21 protein-coding genes are annotated in these 21,287 nt (G+C 56.1%); 16 read left to right on the forward strand and 5 right to left on the reverse strand.

Features of this window, described 5'->3' with window-relative positions:
* Positions 1-33: 33 nt before the first annotated feature.
* Positions 34-1,035, forward strand: coding sequence for a dicarboxylate transporter/tellurite-resistance protein TehA (gene tehA, locus EQV24_RS02225; protein WP_130626097.1), 1,002 nt, complete (start codon positions 34-36; stop codon positions 1,033-1,035).
* Positions 1,035-1,628 carry a tellurite resistance methyltransferase TehB gene (gene tehB, locus EQV24_RS02230; RefSeq protein WP_013096650.1) on the forward strand — a complete coding sequence of 198 codons (594 nt, stop codon included), beginning with the start codon at positions 1,035-1,037 and terminating at the stop codon, positions 1,626-1,628. The genes tehA and tehB overlap by 1 nt, the downstream gene beginning before the upstream one ends.
* Here tehB and pepT read toward each other — a convergent pair.
* Positions 1,625-2,854 (reverse strand): peptidase T, encoded by a 1,230-nt coding sequence (pepT, locus tag EQV24_RS02235; protein WP_045902945.1) that lies wholly within the window; start codon positions 2,852-2,854, stop codon positions 1,625-1,627. The genes tehB and pepT overlap by 4 nt on opposite strands.
* Positions 2,855-2,964: 110 nt before the next feature.
* Here pepT and EQV24_RS02240 point away from each other — a divergent pair, with 110 nt between their 5' ends.
* Together EQV24_RS02240 and EQV24_RS02245 are read left to right on the forward strand one after the other, a co-directional pair.
* Positions 2,965-4,560: an ABC transporter substrate-binding protein gene (locus EQV24_RS02240; protein WP_038419397.1), complete on the forward strand. Its 1,596-nt coding sequence runs from the start codon at positions 2,965-2,967 to the stop codon at positions 4,558-4,560.
* Between the two features lie 134 nt (positions 4,561-4,694).
* A complete protein-coding gene (locus EQV24_RS02245) occupies positions 4,695-5,369 on the forward strand; it encodes a DUF3313 domain-containing protein (protein WP_013096647.1) in 675 nt (224 codons plus the stop codon).
* 32 nt (positions 5,370-5,401) lie between these two features.
* Here EQV24_RS02245 and EQV24_RS02250 read toward each other — a convergent pair whose 3' ends face one another.
* Positions 5,402-6,298 (reverse strand): EamA family transporter, encoded by an 897-nt coding sequence (locus EQV24_RS02250; RefSeq protein ID WP_020688599.1) that lies wholly within the window; start codon positions 6,296-6,298, stop codon positions 5,402-5,404.
* Positions 6,299-6,473: 175 nt separating this feature from the next.
* Here EQV24_RS02250 and EQV24_RS02255 point away from each other — a divergent pair, with 175 nt between their 5' ends.
* Complete coding sequence (locus EQV24_RS02255) at positions 6,474-7,346, forward strand: AraC family transcriptional regulator (RefSeq protein ID WP_013096645.1); 873 nt, start codon at positions 6,474-6,476, stop codon at positions 7,344-7,346.
* On the opposite strand, the gene EQV24_RS02260 is transcribed toward EQV24_RS02255, so the two are convergent.
* Positions 7,326-8,687 (reverse strand): benzoate/H(+) symporter BenE family transporter, encoded by a 1,362-nt coding sequence (locus EQV24_RS02260; RefSeq protein WP_347812668.1) that lies wholly within the window; start codon positions 8,685-8,687, stop codon positions 7,326-7,328. The genes EQV24_RS02255 and EQV24_RS02260 overlap by 21 nt on opposite strands.
* Between EQV24_RS02260 and EQV24_RS02265 the strand changes: the two genes are divergently transcribed.
* Positions 8,584-9,111 (forward strand): XRE family transcriptional regulator, encoded by a 528-nt coding sequence (locus tag EQV24_RS02265; RefSeq protein ID WP_130626099.1) that lies wholly within the window; start codon positions 8,584-8,586, stop codon positions 9,109-9,111. The genes EQV24_RS02260 and EQV24_RS02265 overlap by 104 nt on opposite strands.
* A gap of 80 nt (positions 9,112-9,191) precedes the next feature.
* Positions 9,192-11,156, forward strand: a complete 1,965-nt coding sequence (locus EQV24_RS02270; protein ID WP_130626100.1) for a U32 family peptidase — start codon at positions 9,192-9,194, stop codon at positions 11,154-11,156.
* Here the strand turns inward: EQV24_RS02270 and EQV24_RS02275 are convergent, their stop codons facing one another.
* Positions 11,157-11,387: a DUF2554 family protein gene (locus EQV24_RS02275; RefSeq protein WP_013096641.1), complete on the reverse strand. Its 231-nt coding sequence runs from the start codon at positions 11,385-11,387 to the stop codon at positions 11,157-11,159.
* A gap of 250 nt (positions 11,388-11,637) precedes the next feature.
* On the opposite strand from EQV24_RS02275, the gene EQV24_RS02280 reads away from it, so the two are divergent.
* Positions 11,638-12,000, forward strand: coding sequence for a hypothetical protein (locus EQV24_RS02280; protein WP_023619540.1), 363 nt, complete (start codon positions 11,638-11,640; stop codon positions 11,998-12,000).
* Positions 12,001-12,158: 158 nt separating this feature from the next.
* Here the strand turns inward: EQV24_RS02280 and ftrA are convergent, their stop codons facing one another.
* Entirely contained in the window at positions 12,159-13,160 is a 1,002-nt protein-coding gene (gene ftrA, locus EQV24_RS02285) for a transcriptional regulator FtrA (RefSeq protein ID WP_130626405.1), read from the reverse strand.
* Positions 13,161-13,233: 73 nt separating this feature from the next.
* On the opposite strand from ftrA, the gene EQV24_RS02290 reads away from it, so the two are divergent.
* The 8 genes from EQV24_RS02290 to zinT all read left to right on the forward strand — a co-directional run bounded on the left by EQV24_RS02290 (position 13,234) and on the right by zinT (position 21,248).
* Positions 13,234-13,647 (forward strand): rhodanese-like domain-containing protein, encoded by a 414-nt coding sequence (locus tag EQV24_RS02290; RefSeq protein WP_013096638.1) that lies wholly within the window; start codon positions 13,234-13,236, stop codon positions 13,645-13,647.
* Between the two features lie 156 nt (positions 13,648-13,803).
* Positions 13,804-14,907 carry a cobalamin-independent methionine synthase II family protein gene (locus EQV24_RS02295; protein WP_130626101.1) on the forward strand — a complete coding sequence of 368 codons (1,104 nt, stop codon included), beginning with the start codon at positions 13,804-13,806 and terminating at the stop codon, positions 14,905-14,907.
* Between the two features lie 200 nt (positions 14,908-15,107).
* A complete protein-coding gene (urtA, locus tag EQV24_RS02300) occupies positions 15,108-16,379 on the forward strand; it encodes an urea ABC transporter substrate-binding protein (RefSeq protein ID WP_048972151.1) in 1,272 nt (423 codons plus the stop codon).
* Between the two features lie 24 nt (positions 16,380-16,403).
* Positions 16,404-17,978, forward strand: a complete 1,575-nt coding sequence (gene urtB, locus EQV24_RS02305; RefSeq protein ID WP_130626102.1) for an urea ABC transporter permease subunit UrtB — start codon at positions 16,404-16,406, stop codon at positions 17,976-17,978.
* Complete coding sequence (gene urtC / locus EQV24_RS02310) at positions 17,978-19,051, forward strand: urea ABC transporter permease subunit UrtC (protein WP_038980651.1); 1,074 nt, start codon at positions 17,978-17,980, stop codon at positions 19,049-19,051. Before urtB ends, urtC begins: the two co-directional genes overlap by 1 nt.
* Positions 19,051-19,848, forward strand: coding sequence for an urea ABC transporter ATP-binding protein UrtD (urtD, locus tag EQV24_RS02315; RefSeq protein ID WP_013096633.1), 798 nt, complete (start codon positions 19,051-19,053; stop codon positions 19,846-19,848). Before urtC ends, urtD begins: the two co-directional genes overlap by 1 nt.
* Before the next feature lie 9 nt (positions 19,849-19,857).
* Positions 19,858-20,556, forward strand: a complete 699-nt coding sequence (gene urtE, locus EQV24_RS02320) for an urea ABC transporter ATP-binding subunit UrtE (RefSeq protein ID WP_020688612.1) — start codon at positions 19,858-19,860, stop codon at positions 20,554-20,556.
* Positions 20,557-20,609: 53 nt separating this feature from the next.
* On the forward strand, positions 20,610-21,248 hold the full coding sequence (gene zinT / locus EQV24_RS02325; protein ID WP_013096631.1) for a metal-binding protein ZinT: 639 nt from the start codon (positions 20,610-20,612) through the stop codon (positions 21,246-21,248).
* Positions 21,249-21,287: the final 39 nt, after the last annotated feature.

Consider the following 21,287-nt stretch of genomic DNA (forward strand, 5'->3'; position numbering starts at 1 on the left):
GGCATTTCAAATACATTTTAAATTTTAAAATTAATGAATAAAAATGACGAAACCCGGCAGGTACTTAACCTGCCCGCAGGTTATTTTGGCATGGTCCTTGGCATCATCGGCATGGGGTTCGCCTGGCGATACGCCAGCACCCTCTGTCCGGTTACGCGCTGGCCGGGTGAGGGGCTGGTTGCCCTTGCGGTGGTATGTTGGTTTTTACTGACGGTGGCGTTTATTACGCGCGCGGTGCGTTTCCCGCGTAGCGTGCTGGCGGAAATGCGACATCCGGTGATGAGCAGCTTTGTCAGCCTTTTTCCGGCCACCACGATGCTGGTTGCCATTGGGTTTGTCCCCTGGTACCGCCCGGTTTCGCTGGTGTTGTTTGCCGTGGGCGTGGTGGTGCAGCTTGCCTATTCCGCCTGGCAAAGCGCCGGGCTATGGCGCGGTAACCATCCTCAGGAGGCGACAACGCCGGGATTATATCTGCCTACGGTGGCAAACAATTTTATCAGCGCGATGGCGTGTGGTGCGCTGGGGTTTAACGATGCAGGGTTAGTCTTCCTCGGCGCAGGCGTCTTTTCCTGGCTCAGCCTGGAACCGGTTATTCTCCAGCGCCTTCGCAGCGCGGGTGAACTGCCCACCGCACTGCGTACGTCGCTGGGTATTCAACTGGCCCCGGCGCTGGTGGCCTGCAGCGCCTGGATTAGCGTCAACGGCGGGGAAGCCGATACCTTTGCCAAAATGCTGTTCGGTTATGGCCTGTTGCAACTGCTGTTTATGTTGCGTCTGTTGCCGTGGTATATGTCTCAGCCGTTTAACGCATCGTTCTGGAGCTTCTCGTTTGGCGTGTCGGCACTGGCAACCACCGGTCTGCATCTGGGGCACAGCAGCGCGTCAGGCTTTTTCCACGCCATTGCCGTGCCGCTCTTTATCTTCACTAACTTCATCATTGGGATGCTGTTGGTTCGTACATTCATCCTGCTGATACAGGGCAAACTTCTGGTGCGCACTGAGAAAGCACGGCTTATGCAATCTGAGGAACAATAATGGCTGTCGACGAAAACTACTTCACCGAGAAATATGGACTCACCCGTACCCATTCAGAGGTGCTGTACAGCGCAGAGATCGTTAAGCCCGGTAAAACGCTCGATCTCGGCTGCGGCAATGGCCGCAACAGCCTCTATCTGGCCGCTAACGGTTACGATGTGACGGCGTGGGATAAAAACCCCATGAGCATCGATAACATCGAACGCATTAAAGCGGCGGAAGGCATAGCGAATCTGCAGACGGCGATCAAAGACCTGAACAGCCTGAGCTTTGACGGGGAATACGATTTCATTCTCTCCACCGTGGTGCTGATGTTCCTTGAAGCGAAAACCATCCCTGGTTTGATCGCCAATATGCAGCGCTGCACGAAACCGGGCGGTTACAACCTGATTGTGGCCGCCATGGATACTGCGGATTATCCTTGTACCGTCGGCTTCCCGTTTGCATTCAAAACCGGCGAACTGAGCCACTATTACGAAGGCTGGGATCTGCTTAAGTACAACGAAGATCCCGGCGAACTGCACCGCACCGACGAGAACGGCAACCGCATCAAATTGCGCTTCGCGACCCTGCTGGCACGTAAACCCGCTTAACGGGCGGCCAGCAGACAGAGTTGCAGGGCAGTGTGGTAAGAGGCCTCGAACGACGACAGCGGCAGAAACTCAAACCGTGAGTGGAAATTGTGCGCGCCGGTGAAGAAGTTCGGGGTTAACAACCCTTTGGCTGAAAGCGCCGCGCCGTCTGTTCCGCCGCGCATCGGGGTGGGTTTGGGGGTGATCCCAAGGGATTCCATTGCCGCAAACATCAGGTCAATGGCCCGGCGATCTTCCCCAATCGCATTGCTGATATTGCTGTAGGTATCCTCAATCTGGTACTCCACCTTTGCGGTGGGGTGTCGGGCGGCAATCAGCGCCGCGACGTCGGCAATCTGCTGCTTACGGGCGGCAAAGCTTGCCTGATCGAAGTCGCGGATATTCGCTCTAAGTACGGCCTCGTTTTGCCCGGCCTGAATGCCGTTGAACCAGATATAGCCCTCACGCCCCTCGGTGCACTCCGGGGTTTGCTGGCGGTCAAAATGGTTAATGAAATCCGTCGCCATCAGTAGCGGGTTCACCAGCACGCCTTTGGCAGACATGGGGTGCGCGGTGACGCCGGTAAAACGGATTTCTGCCGCCGCCGCGTTAAAGTTTTCATAGACAATTTCACCCAGCTCGCAGCAGTCAATCGTCCAGGCAAAATCAACGTCGAAGCGCTTCAGATCCAGCGCTTTTGCCCCCTTCAGGCCAATCTCCTCATCCGGCACAAACGCAACCACGATATCCCCATGCTGATGCGCCGACGTCAGGTTTTCCAGCAGGGTCATCACCACAGTCACGGCGGCTTTATTATCTGCGCCTAATACGCTGGTTCCATCGCTGAAAATAATCTCTTCGCCGGGATAGGCCAGAATTTCCGGATGCTCATTGACGCGAAGCCAGATCTCTTTCTCTTTATTCAGACAGAGGTCTTCACCATTAAAGGTTAATATTTGTGGATGAATATCCGGTGATAATCCCACGTCAACGGTATCAATATGGGTAATAAATCCAATCCGCGGCGCGCCGGGCACATTGCCTTTTTTTACCGCGGTGACCGTGGCAAATTCATCGATGACAATGTCGTCTAAGCCCAGCTGTGTCAACTCTTTGGCCAGTTCTCGCGCCATCTCATGCTGGCCCGGAGTGGAAGGGAGAGTGCTGACTTTTGCATCGCTCTGGCTGGTGATGGCGAGATAACGGAAAAAGCGTTGCGTTAATTGTCTGGAAAGCGGCGAGCCCATAGTGTTTTCTTCCTTATTTATTTTTCGGGTGTTTGCTCCCTCACTTTAATGTTATTTATGAAATGGCAAAAGAATTAATTAGCCGTCGAATTAAAAGACAGGAATAAATGATGAAAAGCAAACTCACAACGTTAACCCTGGCACTCGCCGCGCTCACGGTCAGTTCCACCGTAGCCGCGAAAACGCTGGTGTATTGCTCCGAAGGGTCTCCGGAAAATTTTAATCCTCAGTTATATACCTCGGGTACCAGCGTGGACGCCAGCGCGGTGCCGGTCTATAACCGGCTGGTCGATTTCAAACCTGGCACCACGGAGCTGGTGCCGAGCCTCGCGGAGCGCTGGGAGGTGAGCGAAGACGGCAAGGTCTATACCTTCCATCTGCGCAAAGGGGTGAAATTCCAGAGTAATAAGTCCTTTACGCCAACGCGCGACTTTAATGCCGATGATGTGATTTTCTCGTTTATGCGCCAGAAGGATGCGAATCACCCTTACCATAACGTCTCTAACGGCAGCTATTCCAACTTTGAAAGTCTGGAGTTTGGCAGTTTAATCACCGCGATTGATAAAGTGGATGACCATACCGTGCGCTTTACCCTGGCGCACCCGGAAGCGCCATTTGTCGCCGATCTGGCGTGGTATTTTGCCTCCATTCTTTCGGCGGAATATGCCGACGCGATGCTCAAGGCGGGCACGCCGGAGAAGGTGGACATGGAGCCCATCGGCACCGGCCCCTTTAAGCTGGCGCAATATCAGAAAGACTCCCGCATCCTGTTCACCGCCTTCCCGGACTACTGGCAGGGGAAATCGAAGCTGGATCGGCTGGTGTTTACCATTACGCCGGATGCGTCGGTCCGTTTTGCCAAAATCGAGAAAAACGAATGTCAGGTGATGCCGTTCCCGAACCCGGCCGATCTGCCGCGAATGAAGGCGAACAAGGATATCAATCTCATGAGCAAGGCGGGGCTGAATACCGGTTTCCTGGCGTTCAATACCCAGAAGCCTCCGCTGGATAATGTGAAAGTGCGCCAGGCCCTGGCGATGGCCATCAACAAACCAGCCATTATTGACGCCGTGTTCCACGGCACTGGCACGGCGGCGAAGAACCTGCTGCCGCCGGGGGTATGGGGGGCCGACAGCGAGCTGAAGGATTACGAATACGATCCCGAAAAAGCCAAAGCGCTGTTAAAAGAGGCCGGTTTTGCCAACGGTATCAGTATCGATTTATGGGCGATGCCGGTGCAGCGCCCCTATAACCCGAATGCGAAACGCATGGCGGAGATGATTCAGGCGGACTGGGCGAAGGTGGGCGTACAGACCAAAATCGTCACCTACGAATGGGGCGAGTACCTGAAGCGGGTGAAGGGCGGCGAACATCAGGCCGCGTTGATGGGCTGGACTACGGCGACCGGCGATCCGGACAACTTCTTTGGTCCGCTCTTTACCTGCACCTCGGCGAACGGCGGTTCAAACTCGGCCAAATGGTGCTACAAGCCGTTTGATGACATTATCGCCGAGGCAAAATCGATAACCGATCATGACAAACGCGTGGCGCTGTATAAGCAGGCTCAGCAGATGATGCACGATCAGATGCCCGCGGTGATGATCGCGCATTCCACGATTTTTGAACCGGTTCGTAAGGAAGTCACGGGGTACGAAATCGACCCGTTTGGCAAACATATCTTCTGGCAGGTTGATATCAAACCATGATTTTTCACTGCCCGTCGCATGGCGGGCAGACTTTTCGCAAATTGTGCTCCCGGCATCATTTTTTGTCACAACAAACCCGCCTGACTTTTGCTATAACTTCAAATGCATACTTGCAGATAACATGGAAAACCATCATGCGTACTCACACTTTTTTTAAAGTTGCAGTGCTTTCTGGTCTGTTGGCGCTGGCGGGGTGTTCATCCAAGGTCGCCGCGCCTGAACAATACTCCGGCTTTTTGAAAGATTACTCAGGCTTGCAGCAAACGACATCCGCAACGGGTAAACCAACCCTGCGTTGGGTCGATCCTTCTTATAACGAAGCAAATTACGACAGTATCATCTGGACGCCGATTACCTATTATCCGGCACCTAAACCGACCACCCAGATTGGTCAACGTACGCTTGATGAGCTGTTAAATTACACCAATAACAAAATGAAAACCGCGATTGGCCAACGCAAGCCAATTGTGACGACGCCGGGCAAACACAGCCTGATTTTCCGCGGGGCGATCACCGGGGTGAGCTCGCAGAAAGAAGGTCTGCAGTTCTATGAAGTAGTGCCTGTTGCGCTGGTGGTGGCAGGTACGCAGATGGCAACCGGCCATCGCACCATGGATACCCATCTCTTTTTCGAGGGTGAGTTGATTGATGCGGCGACGAACAAACCGGTAATCAAGGTAGTTCGTAAAGGTGAAGGTAAAGAGCTGAACAACGAAAATTCACCAATGACCTTCGCGACGCTGAAGCAGGTTGTTGATGACATGGCGACGGACGCCACCATGTTTGATGTGCATAAAACAGCGAAATAATCATATACGGCCTGCAAGCGCAGGCCGTTTTTTTATGCCGTACGCAGGCGTCTGAACCAGGTTTCCGGTCTGGTAAACATCACCATATTCCCGCCCAGAATCAGCAGTAACCCGATAATGCCGTTAATGTGCCAGACGTAGCCTTCATAAACCGTGGAGATGGACAGCGCCACCAGCGGGAAGAGCAGGGTACTGTAGGCCGCTTTGCCTGGACCAATGCGTCCGACCAGGGTGAAGTAGGCGCCAAAGGCAATCACCGAACCAAACAGGGCCAGATAGACCAGCGCCCCCATGTAGCTCATCGTCCATTGCGGCGCGAAGCTGTCGCCTCTGAACAGCGCGATGCAGCCCATCACCAGCGTGCCGTAGAGCATCGCCCACGCATTGGTGGTCATCGTCTCTAGCCCTCTGCGCTGATGCCGCATGCTGATCATGTTGCCCAGCGAGAAGCCGTAGGTCCCGAGTGCGGAAAGGCCAATGCCCGTCAGCAGCGATACGCTCCAGCCGCTGGCCAGCAGATCGTCCCAGAAGAGGGTGATGATCCCCACCAGACCCAGGGCGGCGGCTGTCCAGAAACGCGCGGGTGGACGCTGTCCGAAGAAAATAAAACTGTTGATGGCGTTATAGAGCACCGCCATGGAAAATATCACCGACTCCAGGCCAGTGTTAATATGCGCCGCTGCCGTGTAAAAGCACCAGAAGTTGAAGCAAAACACGCAGCATCCTTGCAGCACGCAGAACAGATGATCCCGCAGCGCCAGTTTACGCAGGCGACCAAGCGCCAGGAGCACCACCATCATCGTGGCGCTGGCCAGCGCAAAACGCCAGAAAATGGACACCGGGGCCGCCACAGGACCCTGCTGCAGGAAAATTGCAATCCAGGTGGTTCCCCAGATAACCACCACCAGTCCGTATAACAATGCGTTCATGTTGTCTCTCTTCTCAAACCACGGAAACCCACAGTATGACGACGAGGGCGTTGACAGGCTTTCACCGTCCTGCGGCGGACTTGCAAAATCTTGCGCTTTTTTCTGTTCCGGGGTCTGGCAACGTGAAGCAACAATTCTTAGACTGACATTCTGATTCACAGACGCGCTAACGGTTATGTCACACGCTTACGATACCTTTGAAACGCTACGCCAACAGAACGCCGTGCTGCGGGAAACCGTTGCGCTCAATTCCGGTATCCAGCTGGCGGCGTGGTACAACAAGCGCGACACGATCACCGTAAAAAGCAATCATCACACCCTGAGCCTGTACGTGGCGGACGGTTATGAGAGCTATCAAAAAACGCCGGGCGGCTGGAAAAACGGCGGCGGGCCGGATCGTTTTTGTCTGATGCCGAAAGAGAGTGAATCGACGTGGGATATTCGCGATGACCTGTCGTTTGTCCACCTCTACTGCACCGATGACCATCTGCGCGATGTGGGTGAAAAAATCTGGGACAAACGCCCGCTGTCGTTGACGCTGGATGAAAAAATCTTTGGCAGCGATGCAAAAATCACTGCGCTCTATCGTCAGTTTTTGCTCGGCTGTGACTGGCAGCAAAAAGCCAACCAGCTGACGCTCAGCACGGCCTCGACGCTGCTGCTGACCCATCTGCTGCAGAACTATTCGAATGTGCAGTGGAAGCTGCCGGTGGTTACCGGCGGGCTATCGCCGTTTGTGCTGCGCAACGTGCTGGCCTTTATCGAAGAGAACCTTGCTCAACCGCTCACGCTGGCTGAACTGGCGGCGCAGGCCGCGCTCAGTGAGTACCATTTTGCCCGCATGTTCCGCCAGTCGACGGGGCTGGCACCGCACCAGTACGTGATGCAGCGCCGCATGGAGAAAGCCAAAACGCTGGTGCAGCATACGGCGACGCCGCTGACGGATATTGCACTCGCCTGTGGATTTAACTCCGCCAGCCACTTCAGCAACCGCTTTCGCAGTGTGATGGGGATGACGCCATCACAGCTACGCGCGGCGAAGGCGTGATAAAACGGCGAAGCACACGCCTCCCAGCACCAGCCCCCAGAATGCAGAGCCAATCCCGAGCAGCGTCACGCCGCTGGCGGTCATCAGAAACGTGACAATCGCCGCGTCACGCTCCGTTTCGTTATGCAATGCCTGATACAAACTCCCGCTGATGGTGCCCAGCAGCGCCAGGCCTGCCAGCGTCTGGATCCAGCTCGGCGGCAGGGCCACCATCAGCCCGGTAAGGGATCCCCCGAATACGCCCGCCAGCAGGTAAAAACCGCCTGCCGCCATCGCTGCCAGCCAGCGTTTACTGGCATCAGGATGCGCATCCGGGCTCTGGCAAATGGCTGCGGTAATGGCTGCAATGCAGATGGAGTAGACGCCGAAGGGCGAAAGCAGCAGCGCCAGCCCGCCGGTCGCGATCATCAGCGGAGATACCGCCAGCGGATAGCCCGACGCTTTCATCGTGGCGACACCGGGCGCATTTTGCGACGCCATGGTCACGAGGAAAAAGGGCAAGCCGATACTGACCAGGCTGGTGAGGCTAAACGCCGGTGCAATGAACTGGGGCATGACGAGGGAAAGGGTGAGTCGATTTGTGACAACGTCACCGCCCGCCCAGGCCACCACGCTCCCTGTTATCAGAGTCGCCACAATGGCGTAGCGTGGCGCCAGCGCTTTGGCGACAAGCCATGCCGCAATCATGCTGCCGCAGAGCAGAAAATGGCCGTCAAGGTGACTGAACGTCTGCAGGCCAAAGCGCAGCAGTACGCCTGCCAGCATCGCGGCGGCAAGCGAATGGGGAATGAGTTTCATCAGGCGGGCGAAGAGGCCGGTCAGGCCGCACAGTAAGATCAGTCCATTGGCGAAAATGAAAATGCCGATGGTTTCTGCAAGCGTTATCCCGTGCAGACTGGTAGCCAGTAGCGCCGCGCCGGGGGTTGACCAGGCGGTTAGCACCGGGGCTTTATACCACCATGACAGGGCGAGCGTACTGATCCCCATGCCGAACCCCAGTGCGGTCATCCAGCCGGCGATCTGCTGTGGGCTGGCGCCTGCCGCGGCAGCAGCCTGCCAGATGATGGCGGCCGAGCTGGCATAACCGACCAGAACGGCAACAAATCCGGCAAGAATGGCGGGAAAAAGAGGGGCTGACTGGCGCATAATATCTCCGTTGTGCGTTATAACGTCCGCAATAAGGTAGCACTGTGCGTTATAGCGTACAAGTGGTATGCTTACCCCCTCGGGAGGAAACATGGAAATCACACAACATCTTGCTACAACACTCAAGACGCAGCGCCAGGCGCGCGGCTGGAGCCTGTCAAAGCTGGCAGAAGAGACGGGGGTGTCAAAAGCCATGCTGGGACAGATCGAGCGTAATGAATCCAGCCCAACGGTGTCGACGCTGTGGAAAATTGCCACGGGGCTAAACATCCCGTTCTCGGCGTTTATCACGCCGGAGGCAGACCGGCAGGCGGTGTTCGACCCGCAGCAGCAGGCGATGGTGGTGAAGCCGCTGTTCCCGTGGGATGAGACGCTGAAGTTCGATCATTTCTCCATCACCCTGGCGCCTGGCGCCCTGAGTGAATCCACGCCGCACGAGGTGGGGGTGATTGAACACGTGGTGGTGATAAGCGGTGAACTGGAGATGAAAATTGACGGCGAATGGCGAACCCTTTATCCCGATCAGGGCGTGCGTTTTGCCGGGGATAAACCGCATGCCTACCGCAACAGCAGCAGCCGACCGGTGCATTTTCACTCCCTGATTCATTATCCCCGCTAAAGGCTCGCAAAACTGTTTCGCTGATGCATACTTCTGACTACAATAGCCGCCATTTTGACCATAACGGATAACGACGAAGTATGCGCCTGCAATCCCATCATCTTGAACTTTTATGCCCGGCCCGCGATGCCGCCATCGCCCGTGAAGCGATCCTTCATGGGGCTGATGCCGTCTACATTGGCGGTCCTGGCTTCGGTGCCCGCCATAACGCCAGCAACAGCCTGAGCGATATTGCCGAGCTGGTGCCGTTCGCCCACCGTTTTGGGGCGAAAGTGTTCGTGACCCTGAACACCATTCTGCATGATGATGAACTGGAGCCTGCGCAACGTCTGATCACCGATCTCTACCAGACCGGCGTGGATGCCCTGATTGTTCAGGACATGGGCGTACTGGAGCTGGATATTCCGCCAATTGAACTGCACGCCAGTACCCAGTGCGATATTCGCACCGTCGAGAAGGCGAAGTTTCTCTCCGATGCGGGCTTTTCCCAGATTGTGCTGGCGCGCGAGCTGAACCTGAATCAAATCCGCGATATTCACCAGGCGACGGATGCCACCATTGAGTTCTTTATCCACGGTGCGCTGTGCGTGGCGTATTCCGGGCAGTGCAATATCTCCCACGCGCAGACTGGCCGCAGCGCCAACCGCGGTGACTGCTCTCAGGCCTGCCGTCTGCCGTATACCCTGAAAGACGATCAGGGCCGCGTGGTCGCCTTCGAAAAACACCTGCTGTCCATGAAGGACAACGATCAAACCGCCAACCTGGGCGCGCTGATTGATGCCGGTGTGCGTTCCTTCAAGATTGAAGGGCGCTACAAAGACATGAGCTACGTGAAGAACATAACCGCCCATTATCGTCAGATGCTGGACGCCATTATTGAAGATCGCGGTGACCTGGCGCGCGCGTCTGCCGGTCGCACCGAGCATTTCTTTATTCCGTCGACGGATAAAACCTTCCACCGCGGCAGCACGGACTACTTCGTCAATGCCCGTAAAGGCGATATTGGCGCGTTTGATTCACCGAAGTTTATCGGTTTACCGGTGGGTGAGGTGCTGAAGGTCGCCAAAGATTATCTCGACGTGTCGGTGACCGAACCGCTGGCGAACGGGGATGGTCTGAACGTGATGATCAAACGTGAAGTCGTGGGCTTCCGTGCTAATACGGTGGAAAAGACCGGTGAAAACCGCTATCGCGTGTGGCCAAACGAGATGCCTGCCGATCTCTATAAAGCACGTCCTAACGCTGCGCTGAACCGTAACCTTGACCACAACTGGCAGCAGGCGCTGCTGAAAACCTCCAGCGAGCGTCGCATTGCGGTGGATATCGAGTTAGGTGGCTGGGAAGAGCAGCTTATCCTGACCATGACCTGTGAAGACGGCATCAGCGTCACGCATACCCTCGACGGTCTGTTTGAGGTGGCGAACAATGCAGAAAAAGCCCTCAACAGCCTGAAGGATGGCGTGGCGAAGCTGGGACAGACCATTTACTATGCGCGCAACATTGCGGTAAATCTGCCGGATGCGCTGTTCGTGCCAAATAGTCTGCTGAACCAGTTCCGCCGGGAAACGGCAGAGATGCTGGATGACGCGCGACTGGCGAATTATCCGCGCGGCAGCCGTAAGGCGGAAACCGTGCCAGCGCCCGTTTACCCCGAGTCGCATTTATCGTTCCTGGCGAACGTGTATAACCATAAAGCGCGCGAGTTTTATCATCGCCACGGCGTGCAGTTAATTGATGCTGCCTATGAGGCGCACGAAGAGAAGGGTGATGTGCCGGTGATGATCACCAAACATTGTCTGCGTTTTGCCTTTAATCTTTGCCCGAAACAGGCGAAAGGCAATATTAAGAGCTGGAAAGCTACGCCAATGCAGCTGGTGAATGGCGACGAGGTGCTGACCCTCAAATTTGATTGTCGTCCGTGTGAAATGCACGTTATTGGCAAAATGAAAAACCATATTTTCAAAATGCCGCCACCGGGCAGTATTGTTGCCTCCGTGAGCCCCGACGAACTGATGAAAACCCTGCCGAAACGTAAGGGTAATTAATTAACGAAAGTGAGTACCCGGTTTGCGCGATTTTTGCCACAGGTGATGTTCGCGCAAACCCTCTGCTGATTCCTCCGCTGCGCTGCGTAATTCATCACTGTCTGCCTCGTGCCGGAGTTGATGATCAACATTCTTAACCCACAAATATTCATGGCCTTTGTGTCCTGCCATCAGCTGGCCGGAAAACAGGGCGCAGACCAGCATCATAAGCGTTAACCCCTTTTTGAACATGGATTTCCCCTTCAATAAAAATGCCACGCTAGCATGAACGTAGTTTCGTAGGGTTATTATTGGCATTTTCAAATTAGCGCAAAGAATATGTCATGTTGCGCGAACAGGATATATTTTGCGCGTAGTGAGATTTTTCCTAAAAAAGAATTATCTTTGTCATACCCTAAAATTTGGTATCAAAATATGGCAGAGGTTTAAGGATTAATCTTATATAATAAGATTTCTCTGACAAAGGAATGGATCTGATTCAATGAAAAAAGTCATGTCAATAGCGCTTCTGGTGGTTGCCGTTGGGGCTGTTGTAGGTATGAACGTTAACTGGAGTGGCGAACCGGATTATATTCAGTCAGCGGAAGCTCGGGTCGGTTCTTATTTAACCAGCGACTACGGACGCGTGGCGTGTAATAGCAAGCAAATTGATGACGAGCGTTGGGAATTAGGGTGTACCAATCCGTCGAAAAGTAAAACATTCCAGTTTGCTGTTTTCTCAGCAGATAAAGCACCGTATGGCGTCTCGCGTCCATTCTATCTGGAAGCGATTAACGATGATGCAAAACAGAGCGCGGAACAGGGCCTGATGCGCTACCTGCAAATTAATACCAAAGCGGGTTAATGGCTCTGTTTAGCTTTTGTTGAGTTCAGGCATGTTAGGTTGTTATTGATCCGCTGCCCGGCATGGAGTGTCGGGACGTAGACATGAAAATACAAATCTATCCATGCAAGCATTTACCGCCAGATTATGGCGGTTTTTTTTTGCCTGCGAACCGGCCATCAGCGTGGCGGGCGGGCAAACTGTTTACGGTACTGGGCAGGGGAAAGCGCGAACTGCTGGCGGAAATGGTGACGCAGGGTCGCTGCCTGACCAAATCCGGTTTGTTCAGCAATGCTGTCGATGCTGAGACGGCTGCTCTCAAGATAATCTTTCGCCCGTAACAGTCGTTCATTAAGCAGCCAGCGCGCAGGCGTGGTGCCTGTGGCAGCCTGAAAGCGGCGCAGAAAGGTGCGCTGGCTCATGCCGACGCGACGCGCCAGCGAATCCACGCTGTGAGAAATGCTCAGGTGATTGTGCAGGAAGTCGAACAACTGTCCCAGACGCTGGCTCTCCCGCAGCTGTGCCACCGGGCGACTCAACTGCTGCGGCTGGGAGCCATCCCGGTGGGGAGGAATGACCAGACGGCGCGCGACGCTGTTGGCGGTTTCCATACCGTAATCCCGTCGCACCACGTGCAAACAGAGATCGATGCCTGCCGCGCTTCCTGCAGAGGTCAGAATATCGCCTTCATCCTGATACAACACATCCTCGACCACGCCGATCGCCGGATAACGGGCTTTCAGCGCCTCAATATAGCGCCAGTGGGTGGTGGCTTTACGGCCGTTCAGCAGACCCGACGCGGCCAGAACAAACACCCCGGAACAGATAGAAAGCAGCTGGCAACCGCGTGCATTGGCCCGGCGTAAGGCCTCGCAGAGCGCCGCGGGAACAGGCGCATCCATCCCTCGCCAGCCCGGCACAACGATCAGGTCTGCCGATTCCAGCAGATCAAGCCCCCCGTCGGTCAGGATGCGGATCCCACCGGTTGCCCGAAGCTCACCGTCATCAATGCTCGCCACCGCAAAACGATACCATTCGTCGCCCAGCTCGGGACGTGGCAAACCGAAGATTTCCACCGCCACGCCAAATTCAAAGGTACACAAACCGTCATAGGCCAGTACCACCACCTGCGGGCGGGAAACCTGTCTTAAGTTTGTCATCTTTTTGCTGTTTTCTGGCATAAGCGGACGCATTCACGTGATCAATTTCTGGATAGAGTAGTGTTAACACAAACGCCAAAGATGAGGAAGGATCATGAGTTATGTTACTGAATTTCCGGCTGCCGAGCCGCAGGAAGCCGTTACCCATTTTCTGCGTCGCCTGAGCGTCGAAACAGACTGTGCCGATGTGCACCATGCGCTGACGAATAACGAGCAGGACTTTGTGTTGCTGCATGTTGTCGGGAAACCTGAGCAGTTTGCCCGTCGTCATGTGCCCGGCGCGATACATATGCCCTGGAGCCAGATCACTGAGGCGCGCATGGCGCAGTGGCCGGCCGATACGCTGTTTGTGGTGTACTGCGCCGGGCCGCACTGTAACGGCGCGGACAGAGCCGCACTGAAGCTGGCGCGTCTCGGACTGCCCGTGAAAATCATGATTGGCGGCATCACCGGCTGGGAGGACGAACAGTACGCGTTTGCCAGTAGCGAAACCGCTGCCGCGTTGTGAACATGAATAAATTTCAACTGTCGTGAAATTTTCTCGTTTGCCGGGATACAGCAGGTATGTCATCTTTTTTGGACATTTAGACATCCAGAAGTCTAAAGCTTCAAGAGATGAATTATCACTGCTGGCAATTATCGCCGGCAGACAGAGGAGATTTCCATGCAGCGACAGCACGCCCCATACCGCGCCGATGTAGTCGGCAGTTTTTTACGCCCGGATGCCATCAAACAGGCTCGCCAGCAGTTTGCCCGCGGTGAGATTGATGCCGGGCAGCTTCGCGCGGTGGAAGATGACGCGATCCGCCAGGTGGTCGAACAGCAGTGCGCCTGCGGCCTGCACGTGGTCACCGACGGTGAGTTCCGTCGCGCCTGGTGGCACTTCGATTTCTTCGATGGTCTGCAGGGGGTTGAGCGTTACGATTCACAGCAGGGCATTCAGTTCAACGGCGTGCAGACCAAAGCGCACGGCGTGCGCGTCACCGGCAAGCTGGGCTTTGGCGATCATCCGATGCTTGAAGACTTCCGCTACCTGAAAAGCATCAGCGGCAACGCGCAGCCGAAAATGACCATTCCCAGCCCGAGCGTGCTGCACTTCCGTGGCGGTCGCAAAGACATCGATGCGACGGTCTATCCTGATCTGAATGACTATTTTGACGATCTGGCCACCACCTGGCGCGACGCCATCCGGGCATTTTATGATGCAGGCTGTCGCTATCTGCAACTGGATGATACCGTCTGGGCCTACCTCTGTTCGGATGACCAGCGTCGTCAGATCCGCGAGCGCGGGGAAGATGCCGATGAGCTGGCGCGTACCTATGCCCGCGTGCTGAACAAGGTGCTGGAAGGAAAACCAGACGATTTGACCATCGGTCTGCATGTCTGTCGCGGTAACTTCCGCTCCACCTGGATTTCCGAAGGCGGCTATGAGCCGGTGGCCCAGGTGCTGTTCGGCACGGTGAACGTCGATGCCTTCTTCCTGGAGTACGACAATGACCGTAGCGGTGATTTCGCACCGCTGCGCTTTGTCCGCCCGGGCAAGCAGCAGGTGGTACTTGGGCTGATCACCACCAAAAATGGCGAGCTGGAAAACCCTGAAGGGGTGAAGGCGCGCCTGGAGGAGGCGGCCAGATACGTGGCAAAAGAGCAGATCTGCCTCAGCCCGCAGTGCGGTTTTGCCTCCACCGAAGAGGGCAACACCCTGAGTGAAGTCCAGCAGTGGGACAAAGTGCGTCTGGTCACGCAGATCGCCAGCGAAGTCTGGTAATCCCGTCGTCACAGCGCTGCATTATAAAAGTGCAGCGCTGTACCATTCTGAGTCGTTCTCTTTACATCCCGCGTTACACATCCTGCAATAGCACGTCATTCATCCTGGCATCCTTTTTGCTCCTGTTTCGCTGAGACATTTTTCCGCGTCCATGCCGTAACGGACGTCTTCGCACAGCGTTCTTTTTCAGGAGTGAAAATATGCACCGTCGTACATTATTAAAAGCCTTCGCGTTGTCTGCGTCAGTCGTTGCTATGGGGATGAGTTTTGGCGCACAGGCGACCGATACCATCAAAGTGGGGATTATGCATTCGCTCTCCGGCACGATGGCGATCTCAGAAACGCCCCTGAAAGATGTCGCCCTGATGACGATTGACGAGATCAACGCCAAAGGCGGGGTGCTGGGTAAAAAACTGGAGCCAGTGGTGGTTGACCCGGCCTCTAACTGGCCGCTGTTTGCCGAAAAAGCGCGTCAGCTGCTGAGCCAGGATAAAGTGGCCGTGGTGTTTGGCTGCTGGACCTCGGTGTCACGTAAATCCGTACTGCCGGTGTTTGAGGAGCTGAACGGTCTGCTGTTCTATCCGGTGCAATACGAAGGCGAAGAGATGTCGCCGAACGTCTTCTATACCGGTGCGGCGCCAAACCAGCAGGCCATTCCGGCGGTGGAGTACCTGATGAGTGAAGACGGCGGTAGCGCTAAACGCTTCTTCCTGCTGGGCACGGATTACGTCTACCCGCGAACCACCAACAAGATCCTGCGCGCCTTCCTGCACTCCAAAGGCGTGGAAGACAAAGATATCGAAGAGGTCTACACCCCGTTCGGACACAGTGACTACCAGACCATCGTCGCCAACATCAAGAAATTCTCCGCAGGCGGTAAAACCGCGGTGGTCTCCACCATCAACGGGGACTCCAACGTCCCGTTCTACAAAGAACTGGCTAACCAGGGGCTGAAAGCAACCGATGTCCCGGTGGTGGCGTTCTCCGTTGGCGAAGAGGAGCTGCGCGGGATTGACACCAAACCGCTGGTCGGCAACCTGGCTGCGTGGAACTACTTCGAGTCCGTTGATAACCCGACCAATCAGGCCTTCGTGGCGGACTATAAAGCCTATGCCAAAGCCCATAAGCTGCCTAACGCCGATACCGTAGTCACCAACGACCCGATGGAAGCCACCTATGTCGGGATCCACATGTGGGCGCAGGCGGTAGAGAAAGCAGGCACCACCGACGTGGATAAAGTGCGCGCGGCCATGGCCGGACAGTCCTTTAAGGCACCCTCCGGCTTTACGCTCACCATGGATGCCACCAACCATCACCTGCATAAGCCGGTCATGATCGGTGAAATCGAAGGTAACGGTCAGTTTAACGTGGTCTGGCAGACGGAAGAGCCGGTACGCGCCCAGCCGTGGAGCCCGTTCATCGCCGGGAATGATAAAAAGCCCGATCAGCCGATGAAGACCGCCAGCAACTAAGCCATTACCGCAGGGAGAAAAGTCATGAACGCCATGCGCATGATGATCGCTATTGTATGGCTTACCGGACTGCTGCCAGGGATGGCGCAGGCATCGGATGCCGATCAATTTGTTGCCGCCAGCCGCAGCCAGCAGGCGGATATGCTGACCCGCTGGGCTCTCGCGCCGGATGCCGCAAGACTGCCGTTACTGCAGGCGCTGCAAAACGAAAATCTGTTTGCCGACAGCCAGAAACATGCCTTTGCGCGACGCAATGGCGAGATGGTGGCGCTGGGAGATTCCCCTGCTGCAGAAGGGCAAACCAAAGCCGTACGCCTGACCAACCGTCTGCGGGTGCTGGCCGCCACGGCCAACGCTACGCATCAGCTTATCAGTGACAACGTCACGCAGCGGCGTGCCGCCGCGCGCCAGTTACAGCGGGATGCGCAGCCGGAAATGATCGGCCTCCTGCAAACGCGGGTAAACAGTGAAACGGACGATGTGGCGCGCCAGTCGCTGCTGCTGGCGCTGGCTAATCTCCAGCTCGCCAGCCCACAGGCTGACGTGCGTCTTCAGGCTATTGAACGACTCGGGCAATCTGACGACCCGGACGTGCCATCCCGACTCATGCCATATACCCAGACGCAAACCGAACCGGATGTCCGCGTGCGTGCCGCCGCCGGGGAGAGCCTGAGCCAAATTCAGCACCGTCTGATGTGGGGCGATCTCCTCGGGCAGGCGTTTATGGGGCTGTCGCTGGGCTCGGTCCTGCTGCTGGCGGCGCTGGGGCTGGCGATCACCTATGGGCTGCTGGGTGTCATCAACATGGCGCACGGCGAGATGCTGATGCTTGGGGCGTACGCCACGTGGATGGTTCAGCAGATCATGGCCAGCGTCACGCCTCAGTGGCTGGCGCTGTATCCGGTCGTCGCGCTGCCTGTCGCCTTTTGCCTGACCGCAGGCATCGGGATGATCCTTGAACGCACCGTGATCCGCCATCTCTATGGTCGTCCGCTGGAGACATTACTCGCCACCTGGGGTATCAGCCTGATGCTGATTCAGCTGGTACGCATGACGTTTGGCGCACAAAACCTGGAGGTGGCAAACCCGGCCTGGCTGTCAGGCGGGGTGCAGGTGTTTGCCAACCTGACGCTACCGTGGAACCGCATTGTGGTATTGGGCTTTGTGCTGATGGTGCTGTTCTTCACCTGGCTGGTCCTGAATAAAACCCGTCTCGGCCTGAACGTGCGTGCGGTAACGCAAAACCGCAGCATGGCGGCCTGCTGCGGGGTGCCGACCGGACGTGTCGATATGCTGGCGTTTGGTCTGGGCTCCGGCATTGCCGGTTTAGGCGGCGTGGCGCTCTCCCAGCTGGGCAACGTCGGGCCGGAACTGGGCCAGGGTTACATTATCGACTCCTTCCTGGTGGTGGTTCTTGGTGGCGTTGGACAATTGGCAGGGAGCGTGGCGGCGGCGTTTGGCCTTGGGATCTTCAACAAAATTCTTGAGCCGCAGATGGGGGCCGTGCTGGGCAAAATCGTCATTCTGGTGGCCATTATTCTGTTTATTCAGAAACGTCCGCAGGGATTGTTTGCGCTGAAAGGGAGGGTCACTGACTGATGAGCCAGCCACTTACCTTAAAACTGGCGCGAAAAGCGCCACGCACAACGCAGATTGCAGGCAGCCTGCTGGTGGCGTGTTTGCTTATATTGCCGTTCTTTGCGATGTTGCCCGCCACCCATCCGCTGGCGCTGTCGACCTGGATGCTGACGCTGCTCGGCAAAATCCTGTGCTACGCCATCGTTGCGGTGGCGCTCGATCTGGTATGGGGATATGCCGGTATGCTCTCGCTGGGCCACGGGATCTTCTTCGCCTTGGGCGGATACGCCATGGGGATGTACCTGATGCGCGAGGCCGCGGGTGATGGGCTGCCCGCATTTATGTCGTTTCTCTCCTGGAGCGAACTGCCGTGGTTCTGGTGGGGAACCCAGCACTTTGCCTGGGCGCTGGTACTGATTGTGATGGTGCCGGGGCTGCTGGCGCTGGTGTTTGGCTGGTTTGCCTTTCGCTCAAAAATCAAAGGGGTTTATTTCTCGATCATGACGCAGGCCCTGACGTACGCGGGAATGTTGCTCTTCTTTCGCAACGAAACCGGGTTTGGTGGCAATAACGGTTTTACCGGTTTTACCACGCTGCTGGGGTTCTCCATCACCGCGACCACGACCCGTATCGCGCTGTTTCTGGCGACCGTCATGTTGCTGCTTCTCACGCTTGGCATCGGTTTTGCCCTCGCCAGAAGCAAGTTTGGCCGTATTCTGACCGCCGTGCGCGACGCTGAAAACCGCCTGACGTTTTGCGGCTACGATCCGAAGGGATTTAAGCTGCTGGTATGGACGCTTTCCGCCATGCTGTGTGGCCTGGCAGGGGCGCTCTATGTGCCGCAGGTCGGGATTATTAACCCCGGTGAAATGTCGCCGACCAACTCCATTGAGGCCGCCATCTGGGTGGCGCTGGGCGGCCGCGGCACGCTGGTTGGCCCGGTCATTGGCGCGGCGCTGGTGAACGGCGCGAAGAGTTTCTTCACCGTCGCAATGCCGGAATACTGGCAGCTGTTTCTCGGGCTGATTTTTATTGCGGTTACGTTGTTTTTACCGCGCGGCGTCTACGGCCTCTTTCGTAAGGGAGAGAAATAATGCAGCCAGCCGAAGGATTATTCACTCGCCAGTTGCCCGGGGATCGCTATCGCGAGCAGACGGATCCGGTGCTGCAGCTGGATAAGATCAACGTTAACTTCGATGGGTTTCAGGCGCTGACGGATCTCACGCTGAACATCGGCGTGGGGGAGTTGCGCTGCGTGATTGGGCCAAACGGCGCGGGAAAAACCACGCTGATGGACGTGATCACCGGCAAAACGCGGCCAAAAAGCGGTAAAGCCGTTTATGACCAGTCGGTAGATCTGACCCAGCTTGAGCCCGCCGCCATTGCGCGCCAGGGGATTGGCCGCAAGTTTCAGAAACCGACGGTATTTGAGGCGCTGACGGTATGGGAAAACCTTGAGATCGCCATGAAAACCGACAAGTCCGTCTGGGCAAGCCTGCGGGCCAAACTTAACGGCGAACAGCGCGATCGTATTGATGAGATGCTGGTCCTGCTGCGGCTCGCCGGTGAACGCGACCGCCGCGCCGGGCTGCTTTCGCACGGGCAAAAACAGTTCCTCGAGATCGGAATGCTGCTGGTCCAGGATCCGCATCTGCTGTTGCTGGACGAACCCGCCGCCGGGATGACGGACGCGGAGACCGAGTACACCGCCGAGCTTTTCCGGACCCTGGCAGGCAAACACTCATTGATGGTGGTTGAACATGACATGGGGTTTGTTGAAACCATTGCCGATCGCGTGACCGTACTGCATCAGGGACAGGTGCTGGCAGAAGGCTCGCTTCGCGAGGTACAGGCCAACGAGCAGGTGATTGAAGTCTATCTGGGACGCTAAGGAGCCTTGATGTTACAGGTTAACGAACTGAATCAATATTACGGTGGAAGCCATATTCTGCGCGGCGTGAGCTTTGAGGCCATCACCGGCGAAGTGACCTGCCTGCTGGGGCGCAATGGCGTGGGTAAAACCACGCTGCTGAAGTGTCTGATGGGGCTGATCCCGGCGAAAACGGGTGAGGTTATCTGGCAGGGGAAAAAGATCACCCACAGCAAGCCGCACCAGCGGGTGCAGTCTGGCGTGGCGTATGTACCGCAGGGACGTGAGATTTTCCCGCGCTTAACCGTGGAAGAGAATCTGCTCATGGGGCTCTCGCGCTTCTCAGCCCGCGAAGCAAAACATGTCCCGGAGGAAATCTGGCAGCTTTTCCCGGTATTAAAAGAGATGAAGCATCGACGCGGAGGCGATCTCTCTGGCGGACAACAGCAGCAGCTGGCGATAGGTCGCGCCCTGGCGAGCCGTCCGCAGCTGCTGATCCTCGATGAACCTACCGAAGGCATTCAGCCCTCGGTAATCAAAGAGATTGGCCACGTGATCCGCCAGCTTGCAGACCGGGGGGACATGGCGATCCTGCTTGTGGAGCAGTTTTATGACTTTGCGGCAGCGCTGGCAGACAGCTATCTGCTCATGTCTCGCGGCACCATTATCCAGCGAGGACGGGGAGAAAACATGGAGCAGGAGGGCGTTCGCGGACAGGTTGCGATCTGAAATGTTATAATATAACATTCTCATTCTTATAAAAACGGAGTGAGGATACTGTTGTGGCTGCACATATTGGAAAATTTGCGATGACTCTGGGGGCGCTGCTGGTCAGCGGCCAGCTGTTTGCCCACTCACACGGTCACCAGATGACCGAAGCGGAGCAAAAGGCGGCAAACGGCGTGTTTGCGGACAAAGACGTTAAGGACCGGAAACTGTCCGACTGGGACGGCACCTGGCAGTCCGTTTATCCCTTCCTGCTGGATGGCTCGCTGGATCCGGTTTTCAGAAAGAAGGCACAGAAGGACAATAAAACGTTCGACGAGATCAAAGCCTATTACCGCACGGGGTACGCCACCGATGTGGAGGCTATCGGCATCGAAAATAACGTCATGGAATTCCATAAAGGTAAAGAGGTCAGCCGCTGTCAGTATGATTACAGCGGCTACAAAATTCTGACCTACGCGTCAGGCAAAAAAGGTGTTCGCTATCTGTTTGAGTGTAAGGACGCGGGCAGCAAGGCACCGAAGTTTGTTCAGTTCAGCGACCACACCATTGCGCCAAAAGCCTCATCCCACTTCCACATCTTTATGGGCAATACCTCCCACGAGGCACTGCTGAAAGAGATGGATAACTGGCCGACCTATTATCCAAACGAGATGTACAAAGAGCAGGTGGTGGAGGAGATGCTGCACCACTAGGCTGTTGCTGTTGCCGGGTGGCGGCTACGCCTTACCCGG

Source organism: Enterobacter sp. A8 (genome assembly GCF_004296595.1).
GTDB lineage: Bacteria > Pseudomonadota > Gammaproteobacteria > Enterobacterales > Enterobacteriaceae > Enterobacter > Enterobacter cloacae.

Coding starts and splice junctions, on each gene's coding strand:
- EQV24_RS02280 (WP_023619540.1), top strand. CDS start 11,638: ATGAAAAAAGTCATGTCAATAGCGCTTCTGGTGGTTGCCGTTGGGGCT.
- EQV24_RS02255 (WP_013096645.1), top strand. CDS start 6,474: ATGTCACACGCTTACGATACCTTTGAAACGCTACGCCAACAGAACGCC.
- EQV24_RS02290 (WP_013096638.1), top strand. CDS start 13,234: ATGAGTTATGTTACTGAATTTCCGGCTGCCGAGCCGCAGGAAGCCGTT.
- EQV24_RS02245 (WP_013096647.1), top strand. CDS start 4,695: ATGCGTACTCACACTTTTTTTAAAGTTGCAGTGCTTTCTGGTCTGTTG.
- EQV24_RS02260 (WP_347812668.1), bottom strand. CDS start 8,687: ATGGCTTTTGACACCCCCGTCTCTTCTGCCAGCTTTGACAGGCTCCAG.
- EQV24_RS02270 (WP_130626100.1), top strand. CDS start 9,192: ATGCGCCTGCAATCCCATCATCTTGAACTTTTATGCCCGGCCCGCGAT.
- EQV24_RS02275 (WP_013096641.1), bottom strand. CDS start 11,387: ATGTTCAAAAAGGGGTTAACGCTTATGATGCTGGTCTGCGCCCTGTTT.
- pepT (WP_045902945.1), bottom strand. CDS start 2,854: ATGGGCTCGCCGCTTTCCAGACAATTAACGCAACGCTTTTTCCGTTAT.
- ftrA (WP_130626405.1), bottom strand. CDS start 13,160: ATGCCAGAAAACAGCAAAAAGATGACAAACTTAAGACAGGTTTCCCGC.
- urtB (WP_130626102.1), top strand. CDS start 16,404: ATGAACGCCATGCGCATGATGATCGCTATTGTATGGCTTACCGGACTG.
- EQV24_RS02265 (WP_130626099.1), top strand. CDS start 8,584: ATGGAAATCACACAACATCTTGCTACAACACTCAAGACGCAGCGCCAG.
- urtD (WP_013096633.1), top strand. CDS start 19,051: ATGCAGCCAGCCGAAGGATTATTCACTCGCCAGTTGCCCGGGGATCGC.
- EQV24_RS02240 (WP_038419397.1), top strand. CDS start 2,965: ATGAAAAGCAAACTCACAACGTTAACCCTGGCACTCGCCGCGCTCACG.
- tehB (WP_013096650.1), top strand. CDS start 1,035: ATGGCTGTCGACGAAAACTACTTCACCGAGAAATATGGACTCACCCGT.
- urtE (WP_020688612.1), top strand. CDS start 19,858: ATGTTACAGGTTAACGAACTGAATCAATATTACGGTGGAAGCCATATT.
- EQV24_RS02295 (WP_130626101.1), top strand. CDS start 13,804: ATGCAGCGACAGCACGCCCCATACCGCGCCGATGTAGTCGGCAGTTTT.
- urtA (WP_048972151.1), top strand. CDS start 15,108: ATGCACCGTCGTACATTATTAAAAGCCTTCGCGTTGTCTGCGTCAGTC.
- urtC (WP_038980651.1), top strand. CDS start 17,978: ATGAGCCAGCCACTTACCTTAAAACTGGCGCGAAAAGCGCCACGCACA.
- tehA (WP_130626097.1), top strand. CDS start 34: ATGAATAAAAATGACGAAACCCGGCAGGTACTTAACCTGCCCGCAGGT.
- EQV24_RS02250 (WP_020688599.1), bottom strand. CDS start 6,298: ATGAACGCATTGTTATACGGACTGGTGGTGGTTATCTGGGGAACCACC.